14 protein-coding genes, 1 other RNA gene and 2 pseudogenes are annotated in these 18,872 nt (G+C 40.5%); 9 read left to right on the top strand and 8 right to left on the bottom strand.

Features of this window, described 5'->3' with window-relative positions; genetic code table 11:
• Positions 1–129 precede the first annotated feature (129 nt).
• From ssrA to AC0L7Q_RS11000, 3 genes and pseudogenes are all read left to right on the top strand, one after another.
• Positions 130–486, top strand: a transfer-messenger RNA (tmRNA) gene (gene ssrA, locus AC0L7Q_RS11010).
• A 189-nt stretch (positions 487–675) separates the two neighbouring features.
• The gene (locus tag AC0L7Q_RS11005; RefSeq protein WP_409423561.1) at positions 676–1,677 is read left to right on the top strand and encodes a Fic family protein; all 1,002 of its coding nucleotides are present in this window, start codon (positions 676–678) and stop codon (positions 1,675–1,677) included.
• Positions 1,678–1,737: 60 nt separating this feature from the next.
• Positions 1,738–1,986 (top strand): annotated as a pseudogene (locus tag AC0L7Q_RS11000) (tyrosine-type recombinase/integrase); the annotation flags it as partial.
• 122 nt (positions 1,987–2,108) lie between these two features.
• On the opposite strand, the gene AC0L7Q_RS10995 reads toward AC0L7Q_RS11000, so the two are convergent.
• The 6 genes from AC0L7Q_RS10995 to AC0L7Q_RS10970 all read right to left on the bottom strand — a co-directional run bounded on the left by AC0L7Q_RS10995 (position 2,109) and on the right by AC0L7Q_RS10970 (position 4,520).
• Complete coding sequence (locus AC0L7Q_RS10995; RefSeq protein WP_409423560.1) at positions 2,109–2,897, bottom strand: hypothetical protein; 789 nt, start codon at positions 2,895–2,897, stop codon at positions 2,109–2,111.
• A 108-nt stretch (positions 2,898–3,005) separates the two neighbouring features.
• A complete protein-coding gene (locus tag AC0L7Q_RS10990; protein WP_409423559.1) occupies positions 3,006–3,332 on the bottom strand; it encodes an imm11 family protein in 327 nt (108 codons plus the stop codon).
• 7 nt (positions 3,333–3,339) lie between these two features.
• The gene (locus AC0L7Q_RS10985; RefSeq protein ID WP_409423558.1) at positions 3,340–3,681 is read right to left on the bottom strand and encodes a hypothetical protein; all 342 of its coding nucleotides are present in this window, start codon (positions 3,679–3,681) and stop codon (positions 3,340–3,342) included.
• On the bottom strand, positions 3,666–3,935 hold the full coding sequence (locus tag AC0L7Q_RS10980; protein WP_409423557.1) for a hypothetical protein: 270 nt from the start codon (positions 3,933–3,935) through the stop codon (positions 3,666–3,668). Before AC0L7Q_RS10980 ends, AC0L7Q_RS10985 begins: the two co-directional genes overlap by 16 nt.
• A gap of 13 nt (positions 3,936–3,948) precedes the next feature.
• A complete protein-coding gene (locus AC0L7Q_RS10975; protein ID WP_138586221.1) occupies positions 3,949–4,344 on the bottom strand; it encodes a type II toxin-antitoxin system YafO family toxin in 396 nt (131 codons plus the stop codon).
• A 5-nt stretch (positions 4,345–4,349) separates the two neighbouring features.
• Complete coding sequence (locus AC0L7Q_RS10970; RefSeq protein WP_409423556.1) at positions 4,350–4,520, bottom strand: hypothetical protein; 171 nt, start codon at positions 4,518–4,520, stop codon at positions 4,350–4,352.
• Between the two features lie 588 nt (positions 4,521–5,108).
• On the opposite strand from AC0L7Q_RS10970, the pseudogene AC0L7Q_RS10965 reads away from it, so the two are divergent.
• Positions 5,109–5,866, top strand: a pseudogene (locus AC0L7Q_RS10965) (sulfite exporter TauE/SafE family protein).
• On the opposite strand, the gene AC0L7Q_RS10960 reads toward AC0L7Q_RS10965, so the two are convergent.
• Positions 5,859–6,494 carry an SDR family oxidoreductase gene (locus AC0L7Q_RS10960; RefSeq protein ID WP_413402711.1) on the bottom strand — a complete coding sequence of 212 codons (636 nt, stop codon included), beginning with the start codon at positions 6,492–6,494 and terminating at the stop codon, positions 5,859–5,861. The pseudogene AC0L7Q_RS10965 and the gene AC0L7Q_RS10960 overlap by 8 nt on opposite strands.
• Positions 6,495–6,783: 289 nt before the next feature.
• The gene (gene mnmC, locus AC0L7Q_RS10955; protein WP_413402709.1) at positions 6,784–8,793 is read right to left on the bottom strand and encodes a bifunctional tRNA (5-methylaminomethyl-2-thiouridine)(34)-methyltransferase MnmC2/FAD-dependent 5-carboxymethylaminomethyl-2-thiouridine(34) oxidoreductase MnmC1; all 2,010 of its coding nucleotides are present in this window, start codon (positions 8,791–8,793) and stop codon (positions 6,784–6,786) included.
• 178 nt (positions 8,794–8,971) lie between these two features.
• Here mnmC and fabB point away from each other — a divergent pair, with 178 nt between their 5' ends.
• The 5 genes from fabB to truA all read left to right on the top strand — a co-directional run bounded on the left by fabB (position 8,972) and on the right by truA (position 18,864).
• A complete protein-coding gene (fabB, locus tag AC0L7Q_RS10950) occupies positions 8,972–10,183 on the top strand; it encodes a beta-ketoacyl-ACP synthase I (RefSeq protein WP_010388041.1) in 1,212 nt (403 codons plus the stop codon).
• Positions 10,184–10,291: 108 nt separating this feature from the next.
• The gene (locus AC0L7Q_RS10945) at positions 10,292–11,413 is read left to right on the top strand and encodes a 4-phosphoerythronate dehydrogenase (protein WP_413402707.1); all 1,122 of its coding nucleotides are present in this window, start codon (positions 10,292–10,294) and stop codon (positions 11,411–11,413) included.
• Positions 11,414–11,458: 45 nt separating this feature from the next.
• A complete protein-coding gene (locus tag AC0L7Q_RS10940) occupies positions 11,459–12,475 on the top strand; it encodes an aspartate-semialdehyde dehydrogenase (protein WP_076919196.1) in 1,017 nt (338 codons plus the stop codon).
• A gap of 349 nt (positions 12,476–12,824) precedes the next feature.
• On the top strand, positions 12,825–17,900 hold the full coding sequence (locus tag AC0L7Q_RS10935; RefSeq protein WP_413402705.1) for a FimV/HubP family polar landmark protein: 5,076 nt from the start codon (positions 12,825–12,827) through the stop codon (positions 17,898–17,900).
• A gap of 169 nt (positions 17,901–18,069) precedes the next feature.
• Positions 18,070–18,864 (top strand): tRNA pseudouridine(38-40) synthase TruA, encoded by a 795-nt coding sequence (gene truA / locus AC0L7Q_RS10930; RefSeq protein ID WP_008111070.1) that lies wholly within the window; start codon positions 18,070–18,072, stop codon positions 18,862–18,864.
• Positions 18,865–18,872: the final 8 nt, after the last annotated feature.

Raw genomic sequence — 18,872 nt, 5'->3', positions numbered from 1 at the left:
ATATTTTACATTTACATGTGTGTTTGATGCATGATTAACCAACCAATAAAATAAAACGCCTAAGGTGTTGAGTATTCGTAGGTTACTCGGTTATACTGCTTGCACACTCTGAATGAGTAACCTTATTCAGGGGCTGATTAGGATTCGACGGAATTCAAGAAGCCCGAGGTGCATGTCGAGGTGCGGTTTGCCTCGTAAAAAAGCCGCAATTTAAAGTAATCGCAAACGACGATAACTACTCTCTAGCAGCTTAGGCTGGCTAGCGCTCCTTCCATGTATTCTTGTGGACTGGATTTTGGAGTGTCACCCTAACACCTGATCGCGACGGAAACCCTGGCCGGGGTTGAAGCGTTAAAACTAAGCGGCCTCGCCTTTATCTACCGTGTTTGTCCGGGATTTAAAGGTTAATTAAATGACAATACTAAACATGTAGTACCGACGGTCGAGGCTTTTCGGACGGGGGTTCAAATCCCCCCAGCTCCACCAATAACGGTTTTTAAATTCGTTTGTTTAAAAACCCTAAAAAACCCGCAACGCTAGTTAATTCGAGCCTTGCGGGTTTTTTTATAAACATAGTTTTACAAAAGCTGATTGCTTACTGTACAAATTGAGTTTTAAGGTGCTATTTTAATGCGTGCTATTAAACCCCTAACACCTAAGCAATGAATTATAATAATGCCTAACTATTTACCGCCTTTTACTTTATCAAACAAAACTCTGTCTTTAGTGGCTCAAATTAGTGAGTCTATAGGTCGCCTAACAGTGCAGCAAGAGCAAGAGAAACTACTTCGTTTGCGTAAAGTAAATCGAATGCGAACAGTACAAGGCTCACTCGCGATTGAAGGCAGTACGCTCACACAGCAGCAAATCACCGCGATACTCGATGGTAAGCGTGTTATTGCACCACCTAAAGAAGTGCAAGAAGCGCATAATGCAATTAGTACTTACGAATCGCTCCCTCAATGGCAACCCGAAAATGGTACTCATCTACTTGCAGCACATCTGCTGATGATGAAAGGTTTAGTCAAAGATGCAGGTATGTATCGTCAAGAAGGAGTGGGGGTAATGTCAGGAGAGCAAGTTGTACACATGGCACCACAAGCCACACGTGTGCCAAAATTAATGACTGACCTATTAGAATGGCTAGAAAGTAGTGATGTTCATCCACTTGTTGCAAGTTGTGTATTTCACTACGAGTTTGAGTTTATTCATCCTTTTTCTGACGGTAATGGCCGAATGGGGCGTTTATGGCAAACGCTAATCTTGTCTAAGTGGCATGAAGTGTTCATAAATATTCCTGTAGAAAGTATGGTTTATCAACACCAAGACAATTACTACTTAGCGATCCGCCAAAGCACGCAACAAACCGATAGCGCTCCTTTTATAGAGTTTATGTTGCAGATGATTTATGACGCAATTTCAGAGGCGAATAATATAACGTCAGATGACGGTTTAAATGACGGTTTAAATGAAGGTTTAAAACTCTCTAAGCTTGATAAAGATATTTTGATATTTATTCAACAAGACCGCTATAAAACTAATGCACAGCTTGCTGAAAAATGTGGTAAGTCTCAAAGCACTATTGAAAGGCGAGTAAAGTTTTTGAAAGACGCAGGTTTGATAACTCGTATTGGCGCTAAGAAAACAGGGTATTGGCAGGTCAATTCACCCGTTTAATATTAAACAGCCGCTAAACGAGTGCAGTTGTTTAATTAGCTCCCTAAAAAGTCAGGGTAATTATTTGCTGATTGTAGAAAGGCATTTGAAAGGGCGGTAAATAAAACAGATATTAATTTGCTAAAAGGGCAATGTAGTCATGTTTTAAGGCATACTTTTGCAAGTCATTTTATGATGAACGGAGGTAATATTTTAGTGTTACAGCAAATACTTGGCCATGCAAAGGTTGAGCAAACTATGGTTTACGCGCACTTTGCGCCAAGCCATTTAGAGGATGCAGTTAGATTAGGTCCTAAAATTGGCTTTTAAAATAGATATAACGATAACTTGACCGTGCTTTGTATTGAATGTTAAATAAAATTGTTATCATTTTGAAAAAATAGGCCACTACATAGAAGCTTACAAGAGCTTCTATGTATAATGTTTTGTAGCTATTTTTCAAGCACTACAGGACCAAAATTTCTATAGCCAAATGAATACGAACGAATATTATCGAGAAGCAATTTAGCATTAGGTGGAAGGTCTTCTCTAAAAATACATTCTATAAGTTCCTTTATCAGATCCATATAATGACATGCGAAACACGGGTGTGTTAAAGCTGTAAGCACGTCTGACTGAAATATTTTTTTTGTATAAACGGTTAATGATTGAGTCTTCGATTGCCATTTAAAGAGGTAAGTTCCTTTATCATCGTCAGTTAAAGTATCCTTGGGAATAATGTAGCTGGTTCCATGAGCTGCGATATTCCTAAGTGTAAAAATAGAGTTTATTGCCAACGTTTTTTCTTTATCTAGAATACTATCGAGGTTGACCCCTAAATATTCTTTATACTGACGTTTTAGCTTATCCCACCCACCTTGAAACTCAACATCTTCTTGAAAACGCTTAAGTAGGTCATAAGATCGAGTTAATATTAAATATTCAGACTCAGCAGAATTAGCTATGGAATGCTCTCCTAAGGATTCGGAATTACGTTGGATTACTTCACAAAGTAGAGAGCGAAGGCTCCCTTCTAAAATCGCTGCATTCATATTCATTAAAGCCAAATTTAGCCCTATAAACTCCCCACTAAGCTCATGTTTGTCATAAGAAACAGAGAAAATATTGTCCACATCAGGCATTCGTGCTTTTTTCTTAATTGTGAGTGCAAGCTCATCATATGCATATAGTAGATGAGAAGGTGTGTTCATTTGCATGAAAGTGAATTGATTTCTTTCCATTTTAACGCCTAGGTATATGAGGAGCTAGATTTATAAGTTAACATTATTAAATCGACAAGCTTAAATCTATGCTCCATGAATTAGAATAATTGACCATTAGTTGTGATATTAAACAACTTCTATCTCATGAAATTCAATTCCAGTAAGATTATGTTCTTTAACTAAAGAGTAAAAACTATTTTTTGCATCTGTAGTTATATAACTTAATCCCGTTTCTTTCGTGCGAAATAAAGCTGTATTTTCTATTTTTGACTTGTCTATTACTAAGCGCTTAAACGGTTTTATCATCTTGATTTCACCCCGTTTATTATAATTATGTTCAGTAAGTTCGTGGTTTAAAGCATCTTCAAAACCAATGAGGTTTAGCGCGTACCAAGTTTCACCATTTAAATCGCAATTAAGATGCTCAATATTGTCTCCTAAACTAGGTTCCATTATTGCTTTAACTTCTTTTGATAAAACATAAAACATAAAACATAAAACATAAAACATAAAACATAAAACATAAAACATAAAACATAAAACATAAAACATAAGACGTAGAGCCTAATCCTGCAATATCTGGTATTTGAAGTGCGGCATCTTTATTATGTTCATCAATAAGCCAATTAACTCCCAGAGTGCGCCAATTATTTTTCATGGAATGACCATCAAAAAGTAATATTTGGCCCTGTGTTAATTGCATCGTTTGCTCGAAACCTGTTTCATTAAGATAAAGATATAAATCAGGATTTATATTAACCCCATATGCTTTATTAAACTTTTTCTTTACATCTCTTCCCATAGGCTGCTAGTGTCTAAGTTTGAGTCTGTTTTGGTAGTCACTTCTTTTATTTCTTCAGGCCATGCAATATCGCTATCTCTTATTAAACCCTCCAGTGTAGTGTATGCGATAACTTCACCTTCATATTCAGTTAACCATTCAGTACCATTCCACTCTATAAAATCGAATGTGCCAGCTCCTTCACCATATTTTACAGCTACAAAGTGAAGACCTATTTCTGATGGTTCATCAGTAAACCAATTGATATTTTTCATAAATACTCCCTATTTAAAATTTTTCTCTAAACACTTCAGCTCTCTCTGCTAAGTACTCTAAATATAAAGGTTTAACTCGATATGTTTCATGTGCATTTTCTAAAATTGAGATTAGGAAGTAACAGTTTTTCTGAACAGCACCTTGGCAGTAAATTAAAGCTGTATTGCTCGTTTTGCTAAATGATACTTTTTTCAAATGCCAATTTTTTGATGTTGAATCTTTTAAGTGAACATGAGCAAGCCCTGACTCTCTGACTGAAAATGGAAAGTCATAAGGTACATCTCGACCAAAGTGGGCTGGCCTTCCTTGTCCACTTTTGTATAATTTAAATTCATCAACAATTTTTTTTAATACTGGTTGTGAGGAGCTTGTTTTTACTTCTTCACTTACAAAAACGCGTATATCCATATACTTTACTCCACTTCAAAAATTTTAACTGTCGCTTTAGTATTTTGGCTTGCGCTTACTTCATCTTCAATTCTTGAGGCTATTTTACTTAACTCATAATCACTAAGTTGTGCTTTTTGATTACTATTAACAACTAGTTTCTCTTTTTTAACTAATGTGGTTTTACTACTATTCATAATGTTATTCCTTTATCATTAAACTTATTTCACGAATTTTATCAATGTTATTCTAAATTAAATTGGCTTCTGCTAAATAAAGCAACCAGTTATAGCTAATGCATCTAGTAATAATTTTAGGGTAGCAATTAATTTATATCTTTAACATGCTGCAAAGGCCTTTTTGACTACAAGTAGTTGTAGTACCGTTTAGCCCAGCGATAATGCCCATATAATGCCCAAACTTAAAAGATTACACAAGACTTTAAAAGGTACTATAAGTAACTAAGTTTATGATTTACAAGTAAGTACCTCTTTTTACTGGTTGCATGTAATAATCGAGGCTTTTCGGACGGGGGTTCAAATTCCCCCAGCCCACCAATAACGGTTTTTAAATTCGTTTGTTTAAAAACCCTAAAAAACCCGCAACTTGAGCAGTCAAGCCGCGGGTTTTTTTATGGCTAAAATTATTGAATTTATTGTGCTTTGGTCTATCTTGCGAACCCCGAACCCCGAACCCCGAACCCCGAACCCCATACCACTAAAAGACTAGTCGCTTACTTGCCTATTTTTTGTATCATGAGTCAATGATTAACAGCAGGCATAGATATGGATATTTTTACAGCTGAACACATTTCCCCTTTAATTTCGCTGTTACTCATTTTACTGGCGGGGTTTACTTCGTTTGTATCGGCGGCTTTTGGTGCGGGCGGTGGTTTAATGCTGTTGGTGGTAATGGCGTCGGTGATGCCTATGGCGGTGGTGGTGCCGGTTCATGGTTTAGTGCAGTTGGGCTCTAATGCCAATCGGTTGTTGTTAAGTATTGCCCATCTTGATAAGCCGATGTTGTTGTATTTTACTCTGGGTGGATTAATTGGCCGGGGCTATCAAGCCAAGTAGTAAGCGATATTAACCTTGATAGCATGAAGCTGTTTGTGGCTTTATTTGTGATTTATTTATTGTGGGGAACAATTCCTGAATTTAATAAAGACTCACGATTAGGGCGCTTACTAGCGGGCTTAATAACCGCATTTATCTCGACTTTTGTCGGAGCAAGTGGGCCTTTGGTAGCGAGTTATTTACATATTAATCATTACGATAAGCTTAAATTTACCGCGACTTTTTCAAGTATTATGACCTTGCAGCATAGTTTAAAAGCCGTTGTTTATGCGGGGCTTGGCTTTAGCTTTTGGCAATGGTTGCCGTTAACACTAGCGATGATTTTAAGCGGAGCCATTGGCACATGGTTAGGGATTAAGTTACTTAAGCAGTTATCGGTGGCGCGTTTTAGGGTTATTTTTAAAGTTATTTTAACCCTGCTTGCCATACAGCTTGCATGGCAAGGGGTGAGTGTAATGTTTACTTAATAGCGGCTTTTATTGGTTTGTCGCCATCAAATACTTCAAATATGCAGCGATTGCTGCCTTGCTCTGTGGCAATAGTAAATAAAACATGGGCTACATTTTCACGGCTAATGATTGCTTTATCGCGATCTTTGGGACGTTCGGTAGAAATAAGTTTTGAGGCATTCTCATTTGTGAGTGAGCCTGGACGTACAATCGTATAATTGAGCCCGCTATTAATTAAATGCCTATCTGCCATATGCTTAGCTACTAAATAGGGTTTTAAATCGCTTTGAATTGCATCTGGATCGTCTGCGCCAATAGAGCTGACCATAATAAAGTGTTTTACACCTTGCTTTTTAGAATAAGTTGCCGCTCTTGTCGCTGCCCACAAATCAATAAGTACGGTTTTATCTGTGCCTGTACTTCCACCGGAACCTGCCGCAAAGATAACTTGGTCGCAGCCATTAATGGCATTTGAAAAGTCACCTTCTAAATCCTGTTCAACAATACTTAAAAATGGGCTATCTAAATCATGCAATTTGCTTTTGTCTCTTACAAGTGCAACAACATTTTGCTCATTTTCTAAAAGTAGTTTGGTAGCCATTTTACCAATTTGACCACTTGCGCCAATAATTAAAGTCTTACTCATAATTAATTCCTTCTCAATATAGTGTAAAGATTGTTCGTACAAACAGACCTTGGGGTAGGGAATTATTTTTAAAGGGTAAATGGGATATAAATGAGCTAATTTAAATAAACATATTAGTTAAAAAGTCATTACTTAACTGAGTATTAAAATTAGCTGCTTTAAAGGTGTTTTTTAGAACTTTTAGTCGATCCTTATACTTACTTCGGTTACATAGTTACGGTGGTATAAGCTAATACGTACATTGCGTTCTTGATAATTACAATAAAGGGTTTTGTAGGTATTATTACCTCTAAATTTTATTACGAATAAGGTCACGAACAATAAAACGGCCTGGGTGAATTGCTTGGCTCACACGCTCGCTTAGTGGGCGAGGTTCATTGTTTAAACTACTAATTAAGTGCTCGGCAGATAGCGGTGCACTGCATAATGCTCGCGCGCCAAAGCCGGTGAACATATGTAGGCCCTGTTGTGGCTTTTCTAACGGCTGATATTGATAGCGCTTGCCTAAACGTAAATTAGCAAATGCATGTATATAATCAGTTTGCTCCACCCATTCACCGGCCATAGGTAAGTGGTCAATAAAACTACAGCGAACAGCGGCTTTGGCTGAGCTAATATCGCCTAAGCTGGTGGCAAATTCAGTGTTGTTATAAAAACTCAGTAATTGCTCGCGGTTAGTGTGGTTGTCTTGCTCGGTCACTTCACGGCTTTTGCTATTTTTTTCAAAGGTGGCGCCCATACAATGGTGATCTAAATAAGCGGGAGTGAAATAGCCTTTGTGACACAACACGGTATTAAGTTTACGTGATTGCTCGCTTGCTTGAACATGTGACACTTGGCCGCGAACGCCAACAATGGGAAGTGTTTTGGTTTGCGTAAATGCATCACTGTGCTCACCAGTACAAATAATCACATCGCTAAAGGGGCCAAATGTTTGCTTTTGCGTGGTTAAGTACCAACCATCGGGTTGTTTATTAAATTGCTCAATATGGCAGTTAAATAGGCTTTCAAACGAATTTAATTGCTGTGCGGCATCTAACATTGCATAAACTAACTGCGGGGGATTAACCCAGCCGCCTTGTTCAAAAAACACTCCTGAGTAACCTGTTTTAACCCCAGCGATAGCATCACCCTCATCAGCAGTCACATTTCGCATTAGCTGCTCTGGCCACAGTTGTTTATCAGCGAGGTTTTGATGGCGATCTGCCAATGGCTGTTTTACTGCATGTTGCAGTACACCACACCACTGGTGATCAAACAAAAAGCCATTGTTGAGTAACTGATTATAAAGCCGCTTTGCGTATAAAAAACTGTGGGCAAATAATTCACTATGTGGGGAGTTTTTTGCTTGTAAGTGCGGATACACAGCCCCTTGCACATTGTGCGATGCACCCATTGCGGGTTTTTCATCTTGGCAAAATAAGTGGCTTTTTATCCCACGCTTTGCGAGGCTATAAAGGATGCAACTGCTCGCTATACCACCGCCAATAACAGCCACACTTGAAAGCGAAGAGGGGTGATGTTCAAAATAGGCGGGGGCTGATTGTTTTGGGTTGGCTTGAGCGAGTGTGCCAATTAGCATCTCACGCTTTCGGCCAAAGCCTTTGGCTTTTTGCATGCTAAAGCCTGCCTCGTTTAGTCCTCTGCGCACAAAGCCCGCAGCGGTAAACGTGGCTAATGTGGCATTGCATCTAGAAATATCAACCATGGCGTTAAATACACTCTGCTGCCACATATCGGGGTTTTTACTTGGCGCAAAGCCATCTAAAAACCACGCATCAACCAGCCCGCTTTGTGGGTAGCTCATGCTATTAATACATTCCAGTACGTCGTCAAAATAGAGGTCGAGTACTACACGACCATTGGCAAACTCTAACCGATGGCAGCCATTTAAATTAATCGGATAGTGGGCAACGAGCTGCTTGCTTAAATGGCTTAAACTAGGCCAAGCTTGCAAGGCTTGTTTTAAATCATTTACGCTAAGTGGATATTTTTCAAAAGAAATAAAATGTAATCGTTGCACTTTATTTGGCTGTTCATTTTGAACTTGTGAGCACTGTAAGTGGTCAGAAAACTGCAGCCATGCATTTAAAAAGTTAAGCCCAGTACCAAAACCGGTTTCGGCAATAACAAAGTGTTCACGGTCATGATTTTGTAACCGTGTATCTATACTGTTTTGTTGATAAAACACATAATGCGATTCGGCAAGGCCATCGTCATTAGAAAAATAAACATCGTCAAAGTCATTGGCAACCGGTGTGCCTAAGTCGTTAAAGTGTATATGGGCGTTTTTTATCATGACCAATTCAATTTATAGATAATTTTTTAATTATTTTACGTGTTTTCTTTGAAATAGTCTGGCGTTATTTATAAGCTGTAGCTTCAGAGTACAAGTGTACGCTAGAAAGCTGACCACTTAGATGATTAAATTCGCGTAAAATAGAACACAATTAAGTATTAAGCTAAGGGAATTACCCATGAGAAGAGCCGTAATAACAGGCATCGGTGTTGTATCAAGCATCGGCAATAATAAACAAGAAGTATTAGAGTCACTAAAAGCGGGTAAAAGTGGCATTGCTTTTAATCAAGAATTTGCTGATTACAAATTGCGTAGCAATGTATCAGGTAAAATTGATATTGATGTTAAAGAGCATGTCGATCGTAAAGCAATGCGCTTTATGGGCGATGCGGCGGCTTACTCTTATATTTCAATGGCGCAAGCGATTGAAGATGCGGGTCTTAGCGACGAGCAAGTATCAAACGAGCGTACTGGTTTATTAGTTGGCTCTGGCGGTGGCTCATCAAAATGGCAAGTAGAAGCGGCTGATATTCTTCGTGAAAAAGGCGTTAAGCGCGTTGGTCCTTACATGGTGCCACGTACTATGGCAAGTACCACCTCTGCATGTTTAGCAACACCGTTTAAAATTAAAGGTGTTAACTACTCTATAAGTTCTGCGTGTGCAACTTCTGCGCATTGTATTGGCCACGCGGTGGAACAAATTCAATTAGGCAAACAAGACGTTATTTTTGCAGGCGGCGGTGAAGAACTTCACTGGACGTTAGCAATGGAATTTGACGCTATGGGCGCGCTTTCTACTAAATACAACGACACACCTGAAAAAGCATCACGTACTTACGATGCAAACCGCGATGGTTTTGTAATTTCAGCTGGTGGCGGTATTGTGGTAGTTGAAGAACTTGAACATGCACTTGCTCGTGGCGCGCATATTTACGCTGAAATTACCGGTTACGGCGCAACCTCTGACGGTTACGACATGGTTGCCCCATCGGGCGAGGGTGCAGCACGTTGTATGCGTCAAGCTATGCAAAACGTTGACAGCATTGATTACTTAAATACCCACGGTACATCAACACCGGTAGGTGATGTTAAAGAGCTTGGCGCTATTCAAGAAGTATTTGGTGGTAATTCGCCAATGATCAGTGCCACTAAAGCAATGACAGGCCATGCACTAGGTGCGGCTGGTGTACACGAAGCTATCTTTTCATTATTAATGCTTGAGCACGGTTTTGTTGCGCCATCTATCAATATTGATGAGTTAGATGAACAAGCGGCAGGCTTGAATATTGTAACTGAAGCAAAAGACGTTGAACTAAACACGGTTATGTCTAATAGCTTTGGTTTTGGCGGTACCAATGCCACGCTAGTAATGAGCAAATACAAAGGTTAAGTTAACCTTTAACTATTTTAAAGCCGAGCAAAATGCTCGGCTTTTTCGTTTGTGCTAATAGGGGGTTGTTCGTTACAATAGCGCCTCATTTCGCCAAACGGACTCACAATGAAAATTCTTGCCGATCAAAATATGCCTTTAGTTGAGCAATTCTTTAAAGATATGGGTAAGGTTGAACGATTTGATGGCAGGCAATTAACCCCTGAACAACTTATCGACGTTGATGTACTGCTTACCCGCTCTGTTACTCAAGTTAACAGTGAACTATTAGCACAGGCGAACAAGTTAAGCTTTGTAGGTACCGCTACGATTGGTGTTGATCATATTGATACCGATTTACTCAACGCAAAAAATATTGATTTTACCAGTGCGCCTGGCTGTAATGCCATAGCCGTAGCTGAGTATGTAATAAGTAGCTTATTTGCATTAAGCCAAGAAAATGCCAGCCCGTTAAGCGGTAAAACAATCGGTATTGTGGGTGTAGGTAATATTGGCAGTTGCCTCGCGCAAAAATTAAAAGCGCTTAACGTTAATTTACTATTGTGCGACCCAATTAAGCATGAGCAAGGGCTATTAACCGAGCATGTTGAGCTTGATGAGTTACTAGCGCAGTCAGATATTGTCACTTTTCATGTGCCGTTAGTTAAAACGGGTAAGCACAAAACCTTACACATGCTTGATAAAACACGCTTAACTAAACTTAAATCTGGGCTGACTTTAATCAATGCTAGCCGAGGCGATGTGATTGATAACCAAGCCTTACTTGAAGTGATGGAAGCAGGAGCAGAGCTCGATTTAGTGCTGGATGTTTGGGAAAATGAACCTAACATTTTAACTGAATTACTTGAGCACGTGCGCTATGCCAGTGTTCACATTGCAGGGCATACCCTTGAGGGTAAAGCGCGAGGTACGAAAATGTTGTACCAGCGCTTATGTGAACTCAAAGGGGTGGAGGCAAATAAGTCACTCAGCGATTTTTTACCACCAGCAGCCATTGGACGCGTTACCCTTGCGCCAAGTTTTACTGAGGTAGACATCGCTCGCTTAGTGCACTTAACTTACGATGTTCGTCGCGATGATGGCATTTTACTGCGCCACCTAGCCGATGAGGGCTTTGACAGCTTACGAAAAAACTATCCAACCCGCCGTGAATTTAGCACTGTGATGGTTGAAGGTGATAGCACTGAGCTTGCCGTACTTGCCCAGCTTGGCTTTACCACAGCAAACTAATTTAATTAGCGCGGTTGTTTTAACCGTGCTTACAGAGGATGAAATATGTCGCAAAAATATAATGTTGCCGTACTCGGCGCTACCGGCCTTGTAGGTCGTCAAATCATTGAAACTCTAGAAGATCGTAAATTTCCGGTCGATCAGCTGTTTTTATTAGCAAGCAGCCGCAGTGCTGGCGAAGATATAAAGTTTCGTGGTGAGAGCATAGAAGTACGCGATGTTGAAGGCTTTGATTTTAGCCAAGCGCATATCGGCCTATTTTCTGCAGGTGGTAGTGTGTCTGAAAAGTACGCGCCAATTGCTGCAGACGCTGGCTGTATTGTTATTGATAACACCTCACATTTTAGAAATGACTTTGAAGTACCGCTGATTGTGCCAGAAGTGAATGCAGCGAGTTTAGCTGATTTTAGAAACCGCAATATAATCGCAAATCCTAATTGTTCAACTATTCAAATGATGCTTGCGCTTAAACCTATTTATGATGCCTACGGTATTGATCGTATTAACGTTTCAACCTACCAAGCAGTGTCGGGTGCAGGCAAAGAAGCGGTTGATGAACTAGCAAAACAAACAGCCAACTTAATGAATGCGCGCCCAATGGAAAACGACATTTTTCCTAAGCAAATTGCGTTTAATGTAATACCGCAAATCGATAGCTTTGAAGATAATGGCTACACACGCGAAGAAATGAAAATGGTAAACGAAACGCATAAAATTTTAGGCGATACGAGCATAGCAGTAAACCCGACTTGTGTTCGTGTACCGGTGTTTTTCGGTCATTCTGAGTCAATTAATATAGAAACGCGTATGCCTTATGACTTTGAGCATGTTAAGCAATTATTGAGCGATGCACCGGGTGTTGAGCTAATTGATGATGCGGGTGATTATCCAACGGCTGTCTCAGATGCCAGTGGTAACGACACTGTTTACATTGGCCGTTTACGTGCCGATATTTCACACCCACATGGATTAAATATGTGGGTAGTAAGTGATAACACCCGTAAAGGGGCTGCAACCAACAGTGTGCAAATAGCAGAAGAACTCATTGCTAATTACATGTAATTAGCCTGAAGATAGTGATAATCCAATAAACGGCAAACCTAAGTGGTTTGCCGTTTTTTTGTGCTTTAATTGCCATTTTTTTGCCACTTATAACCAACAGCTGTGTAAACACTTTGATAAACAACATAAAATTATTTTTATCTAGATGTTTAAGGTATTTATTTTCAATGCGTTGCGATGGATATTATGGCTTAACTGGTTTATAGTTTGTAACTGGAATAGAGCTTGCAATAAAAATAGATTGTAATAAAAATGTGCGTTAGCCACGTGGCTAACAACGGCAAGAATAATCAATGTTTAAGCGCCAATTTAAAGCGCTGTGTTAACATTTAAACATTAAAGGATCAGCATGCGCGGTTTCGTTTCACTTATTATATTAGCGTCTGCACTGATGGTAACGACTGTTTACTCTCAAGACAGTACCCAATTAAGAGGGCCTAAAGGCGCAGATTACGGCGCACAGGGGCGTTCTATTGGACCAATAAAACCAACCGATACACTTTGGCGCATTGCCGTTAAGGTTCGTCCTGATAATTCAGTTAGCATTTACCAAGTTATGCAGGCCTTGTATAACAAAAACCCCAACTCATTTTTAGAACAAAATTTAAATCATATGCGAAGCGGTTCTTATTTAAAGATACCTACTTTGGCAGAAATCAGACGAGTAAACCCACAATTAGCTAAGCAGCGTTCTGAGCAAGATGATGACCTGTGGGAAAAAAAGAAAAATGGCACGTTAACGCAAGCAGAAATTAACTCAGCACAAACACAAGTAACGCAAGCTCGCAAAGCTGATGTTGATGAAGCAAAAAAAGAATTACAACAAGAATTAAAAGCGATAAAAACAGATCAAGGTAATAAATTAGTTGAGCTTCAGCAGCAGTTTAAAAGTTCAGTAGGTAACGTAGAAGAGATTTTAGTTGAAAACAACAATCTTAAAAAACAGCTTACAGGTATTTCAAACGAGTTAGAAAACGTTCGCTTACAGCTTGGTCAAGACAGTGAAATACAGCAACAATTAAAAGAATTAATCCTTAAGCAAAATGAGATTATTGCACAGCAAAAATTAAAAGAGGTAGAGCAAGAGAGTGAATTTAGCTTTGCCGCATTACTTTCGAACCCTCTGGTGCTGATTTTATTAATGACTATTCCGGCTTTATTGATCATTTTTGCCGTTGTTATGTGGTTGCGCAAGCGTAGTAATAATCAAGAGCCTGAAAGTGACGATGATGAGTTTATTCCTCAAGCTCCAGCATTTACTGATCCAATAAATGAAGAGCCAGAGCCCATTCTTGAAGAAGAAGCGCCAGCTCCCGATCCGCTTGATGATATAAGCGTGCAATTAGATGACAACATGGATGACGTGTTACTCGATGATGATGTGGCATTTAATGATGATCTCGATGATGACAGTCTACTAGATCAAGATGAGTTAGAAAGCTTACTCAATGATGATGTTGTTTTTGAAGACGAAAATACTGAAGACGATGAACTTGATGTTTTCATGCAACAGGACTTTGATAGTTCCGATGGCGATGATACAGGTGATGCTATCGACCTTGATGAGTCAGATGACATTTTAAGTTCGGATGACTTAGATAGCTTGTTTGACGAAGAAGATGACGATGCTCTGCCAGATGAACCTAAAGGTGAATCGAATGATGATATGGCAGCACTTAGTGAAGAACTTGCTGAAGAGGGCGAAGACTTTAACATTGACGACTTGCTTGATGAGAATAATGAACAAGCAGATGATGTAACAGCACAAGCTGATGATGACGATGAGTTTGATATAGACAGTTTACTCGATGCTGAGCAACCAGCAGCTGAAGCTCAAAGCGAAGAACCTGATATCGATAGTCTAGTTGAAGAAGATAACGAGTTTGATATTGACGACCTGCTTGATGCTGAGCAACCGGAGGCTGAGACTCAAAGCAAAGAGCCTGATATCGACAGTTTAGGAGAAGAAGGCGATGAGTTTGATATTGACGACTTGCTCGATGCCGAGCAATCGGCTACTGAAACTCAAAGCGAAGAGCCAGACATCGACAGCCTAGTTGAAGAAGACGATGAAGTTGATATTGACCAATTGCTCGATGCTGAGCAACCAACTACTGAAGCTCAAACTGAAGAGCCAGACATAGACAGCTTAGTTGATGAAGACGATGAAGTTGATATTGATGAATTGCTCGATGCCGAGCAACCGGATACTGAAACTGCAACGCAAGAGGCAGATATCGACAGCCTAGTTGATGAAGACGATGAAGTTGATATTGATGATTTGCTCGATGCCGAGCAACCAGCTACTGAAACTCAAAGCGAAGAGCCAGACATCGACAGCTTAGTTGAAGAAGACGATGAAGTTGATATTGATGAATTGCTCGATGCTGAGCAACCAGCTACTGAGGCTCAAATTGAAGAGCCTGATATCGATAGCCTAGTTGATGAAGACGATGAAGTTGATATTGACCAATTGCTTGATGCAGAACAACCTGAAAGTGATGTTCATGATTCTGAAATAGATCATGCATTGGCGGACTCAATCGAAGATTTAACTGACGCGCAAGAAGAGTTAAATAGTGAAGATGTAGAATCTATCGCTTCATCTTTTGCTGAGCCAGAGGTTGCAGCTGAGCCAGAAATTGCAACAGAGCCAGAAGTTGAAGCTGAGCCAGAGGTTGCAGCTGAGCCAGAAGTTGAAGCTGAGCCAGAAGTTGCAGCAGAGCCAGAAGTTGCAGCAAAGCCTGAACTTGAAGCAGAGCCTGAAATTGAAGTAGAGTCAGAGCTTGAAGTTGAGCCTGAACCTGAAGCTGAGCCTGAAATTGAAGGTGAGCCAGAAGTTGCAGCTGAGCCAGAAGTTGAAGCTGAGCCAGAAGTTGCAGCTGAGCCAGAAGTTGCAGCTGAGCCAGAAGTTGCAGCTGAGCCAGAAGTTGCAGCTGAGCCAGAAGTTGAAGCTGAGCCAGAAGTTGAAGCTGAGCCAGAAGTTGCAGTAGAGCCTGAACCTGAAGCTGAGCCAGAACTTGAAGCTGAGCCAGAGGTTGCAGCTGATCCAGAAATTGAAGCTGATCCAGAAATTGCAGCAGAGCCTGAAATTGCAGCTGAGCCAGAAGTTGCAGCTGAGCCAGAGGTTGCAGCTGATCCAGAAATTGAAGCTGAGTCAGAAATTGCAGTAGAGCCAGAAGTTGCAGCTGAGCCAGAAGTTACAGTAGAGCCTGAACTTGAATCAGAACCAGAGCTTAAAGCAGAGTCTGAACTTGATGTTGGATCAGAAGGTGATTTTACCGATACGTCTTCTAATTTACTCGATCCAGAAGACGCGCTTGATGAGTACAACAATGAAAACCTTGATAGCGTTGATGATTTACTGAGTGAGTTAGAACAAACAAGTGATGATTATGTAGAAACACCTGATTGGTCAGTCGATGGCTTAGACGAGCAACCTGAACCAGAAGCTGAGCCTGAACTTGAAGCAGAGCCTGAACTTGAAGCCGAACCTCAGCTTGAAGCAGAGCCTGAGCTTGAAGCAGAGTCTGAACTTGAAGCAGAACCTGAGATTGAAGTAGAGCCTGAACCTGAAGCAGAGCCAGAACTTGAAGCAGAGCCAGAACTTGAAGTAGAACCAGAGCTTGAAGCTGAGCCAGAAGTTGAAGCAGAGCCAGAACTTGAAGTAGAACCAGAGCTTGAAGCTGAGCCAGAAGTTGAAGCTGAGCCAGAAGTTGAAGTAGAGCCTGAACTTGCAGCAGAGTCTGAATTTGAAGCAGAGTCTGAACTTGAAGCAGAGTCTGAACTTGAAGCAGAGTCTGAACTTGAAGCAGAACCAGAGCTTGAAGCAGAACCAGAACTTGAAGTAGAGCCTGAACCTGAAGTAGAGCCAGAACTTGAAGCTGAGCCAGAACTTGAAGTAGAGCCTGAGCCTGAAGCAGAGCCTGAGCTTGAAGCAGAGTCTGAACTTGAAGCAGAGCCTGAGCTTGAAGCAGAACCAGAGCTTGAAGCAGAACCAGAACTTGAAGTAGAGCCTGAACCTGAAGTAGAGCCAGAACTTGAAGCTGAGCCTGAACTTGAAGCAGAGCCAGAGCTTGAAGCAGAACCAGAACTTGAAGCTGAGCCAGAGCTTGAAGCAGAGCTTGAAGTTGAACCAGAGCTCGATGTTGGATCAGAAGATGATTTTACCGATACGTCTTCTACTTTACTCGACCCAGAAGATGCACTTGACGAATACAATGATGAAAACTTCAAAAGTGTTGATGACCTTTTAAGCGAGCTTGAGCAAACAGGCGATGAAGATGAACAAGTACCTGATTGGTCAATTGATGACTTAGACGATGATCTCGATGAAGAAGAAATTGATTTAGGCGATGACCCGCTTGCTGGCGATATCCAGAGCAACGATTTATCGACAGAAGACGATGAGCTATATGAGCCTGAAATAATCACCCCAAGTGAAGAGCTTGAGGAGTATCCTGAGTTAGAGTTTGATGATGAACTGCCTTTATCAGATGAGGAGCAACAATCACTAACTCCAGAAGAGCTACAAGGTGATAATTTAGATGGCGATGCTACAGGTATGTCACCTAGTCAGGCAGAGCAAGATCTCGCTAATGCTTTATCAGCAGGTAACGACCTCGATAGCCTAGAAGATGATTTTGATGATGAGCTATTACTTAATACTGAGTTTTCAGAGTTAGATATAGAGCAAGCTCTAGATAATGAAGTTTCAGAGTCTACAGACCTGATTGAACAAACTGACGATGAGCAGGCTGTTAGCACTAACGATGATTTTGATGATGATCAACTTGATGCGTTAACAGAGTCAGCAGAATTTACCGATGAGCAAACAAATGCTGATCGTGAAGCTGATTTAACGCAAACCTCAGTACCATCAGAGTCAGAAATGATTTCAGATGATGAGCTAGATGACGAGTTCATGGCTGATTTAACACAAACAGATTTTGATTCATTATTGAATGAGTTGGCTGAACCTGATGATGTTGATTTAAGCGACAGCAGTGAGTTTGATGTTGATTTTAATAGTTTACTTAACGAAGATTTAGCTGACGATAAAGCACCATCGTTGCAAGCACCCATTGAGCAACCTGGAGTTACTGAGCCATTAGAACAAGATGACTTTGTTGATATTGACGCATTACTAGAGCAAAGTGATGAAGCGGATATAGATCATGAACCTTACACCGACGTCGATATGGATGTTGGTTTGGGTGACTATGATTCATTACTTGCTGGTGATAATCCTATGGATGTTGATACGCAAAGTGGCGGTTATTCGGCCAAGCTTGACCTTGCTCACGCATATATAGAAATTGATGATGCTGACTCGGCAGTTAAAATCTTAGATGAGATTATTAATAATGGCCCAGACGATGTGCAAGAAGAAGCACAAAATCTAAAAGCTAAGCTGAAAAACTAACAATAGCTAATCCTGGAAAGGATAATTAAGCACTAAAACCCGTTATTGGCTAACACTAATAACGGGTTTTTTGTATCGCATAGTTAGGAACCTTAGTTCGCTGCTTTTATTGGAACGCCATATAGCATAAAATGCAGCGTCGATTAGCACAGTAGGTAAAGCAGTAATTATGCGAGTAGCACTTGGAGTAGAATACAACGGCGCGCGTTACAGTGGTTGGCAGCGTCAATCTCATGTAAATAGCGTACAACAAGAAGTAGAAAAAGCGTTGTCGCGCATTTGTAATCATCCGGTTGAAATTGTATGTGCAGGGCGCACCGATGCCGGCGTGCATGGCACTGGTCAAGTTGTGCATTTTGATACCCATGCTGAGCGTGAAATGGTGGCCTTTACATTAGGCATGAATACCTTATTACCAAAAGACATTGCTATTCGTTTTGCCCAGCCAGTGGTTGAAGACTTTCATGCTCGTTTTAGTGCAACTGCTCGTCGTTATCGTTATGTTATTTATAATTATGCATTTCGTGGTGCGGTATTAAATGAAGGTGTTACCCATTTTCATCATCCTTTAGATGAAGTGAAAATGCAGCAGGCTTGCCAATATTTATTAGGTGAGCACGATTTCACCTCGTTTAGAGCGCTTCACTGCCAAGCTAATACGGCAACGCGAACGATTCATCATTTATCGGTACAGCGCCAAGGTGCTTATGTCATTATTGATATTAAAGCCAATGCGTTTTTGCATCATATGGTACGTAATATTACCGGGTGTTTAATGGATATCGGTTTACATAAACATGAACCAATTTGGTTAAAAGAGCTGTTAGATGTTAAAGAGCGGGCCAAAGCGAGCGCCACAGCAAAAGCGGCGGGTTTATATTTAGTAGATGTTGATTACCCAGAACACTTTAATATTCCTAGAACGCCGTTGGGGCCATTGTTTTTAGCCGATACCGATATTTAAAAGGTAAT

This window comes from Pseudoalteromonas sp. KJ63-1, from assembly GCF_055808145.1.
This window is presented reverse-complemented; position numbering and strand designations above follow the sequence as displayed.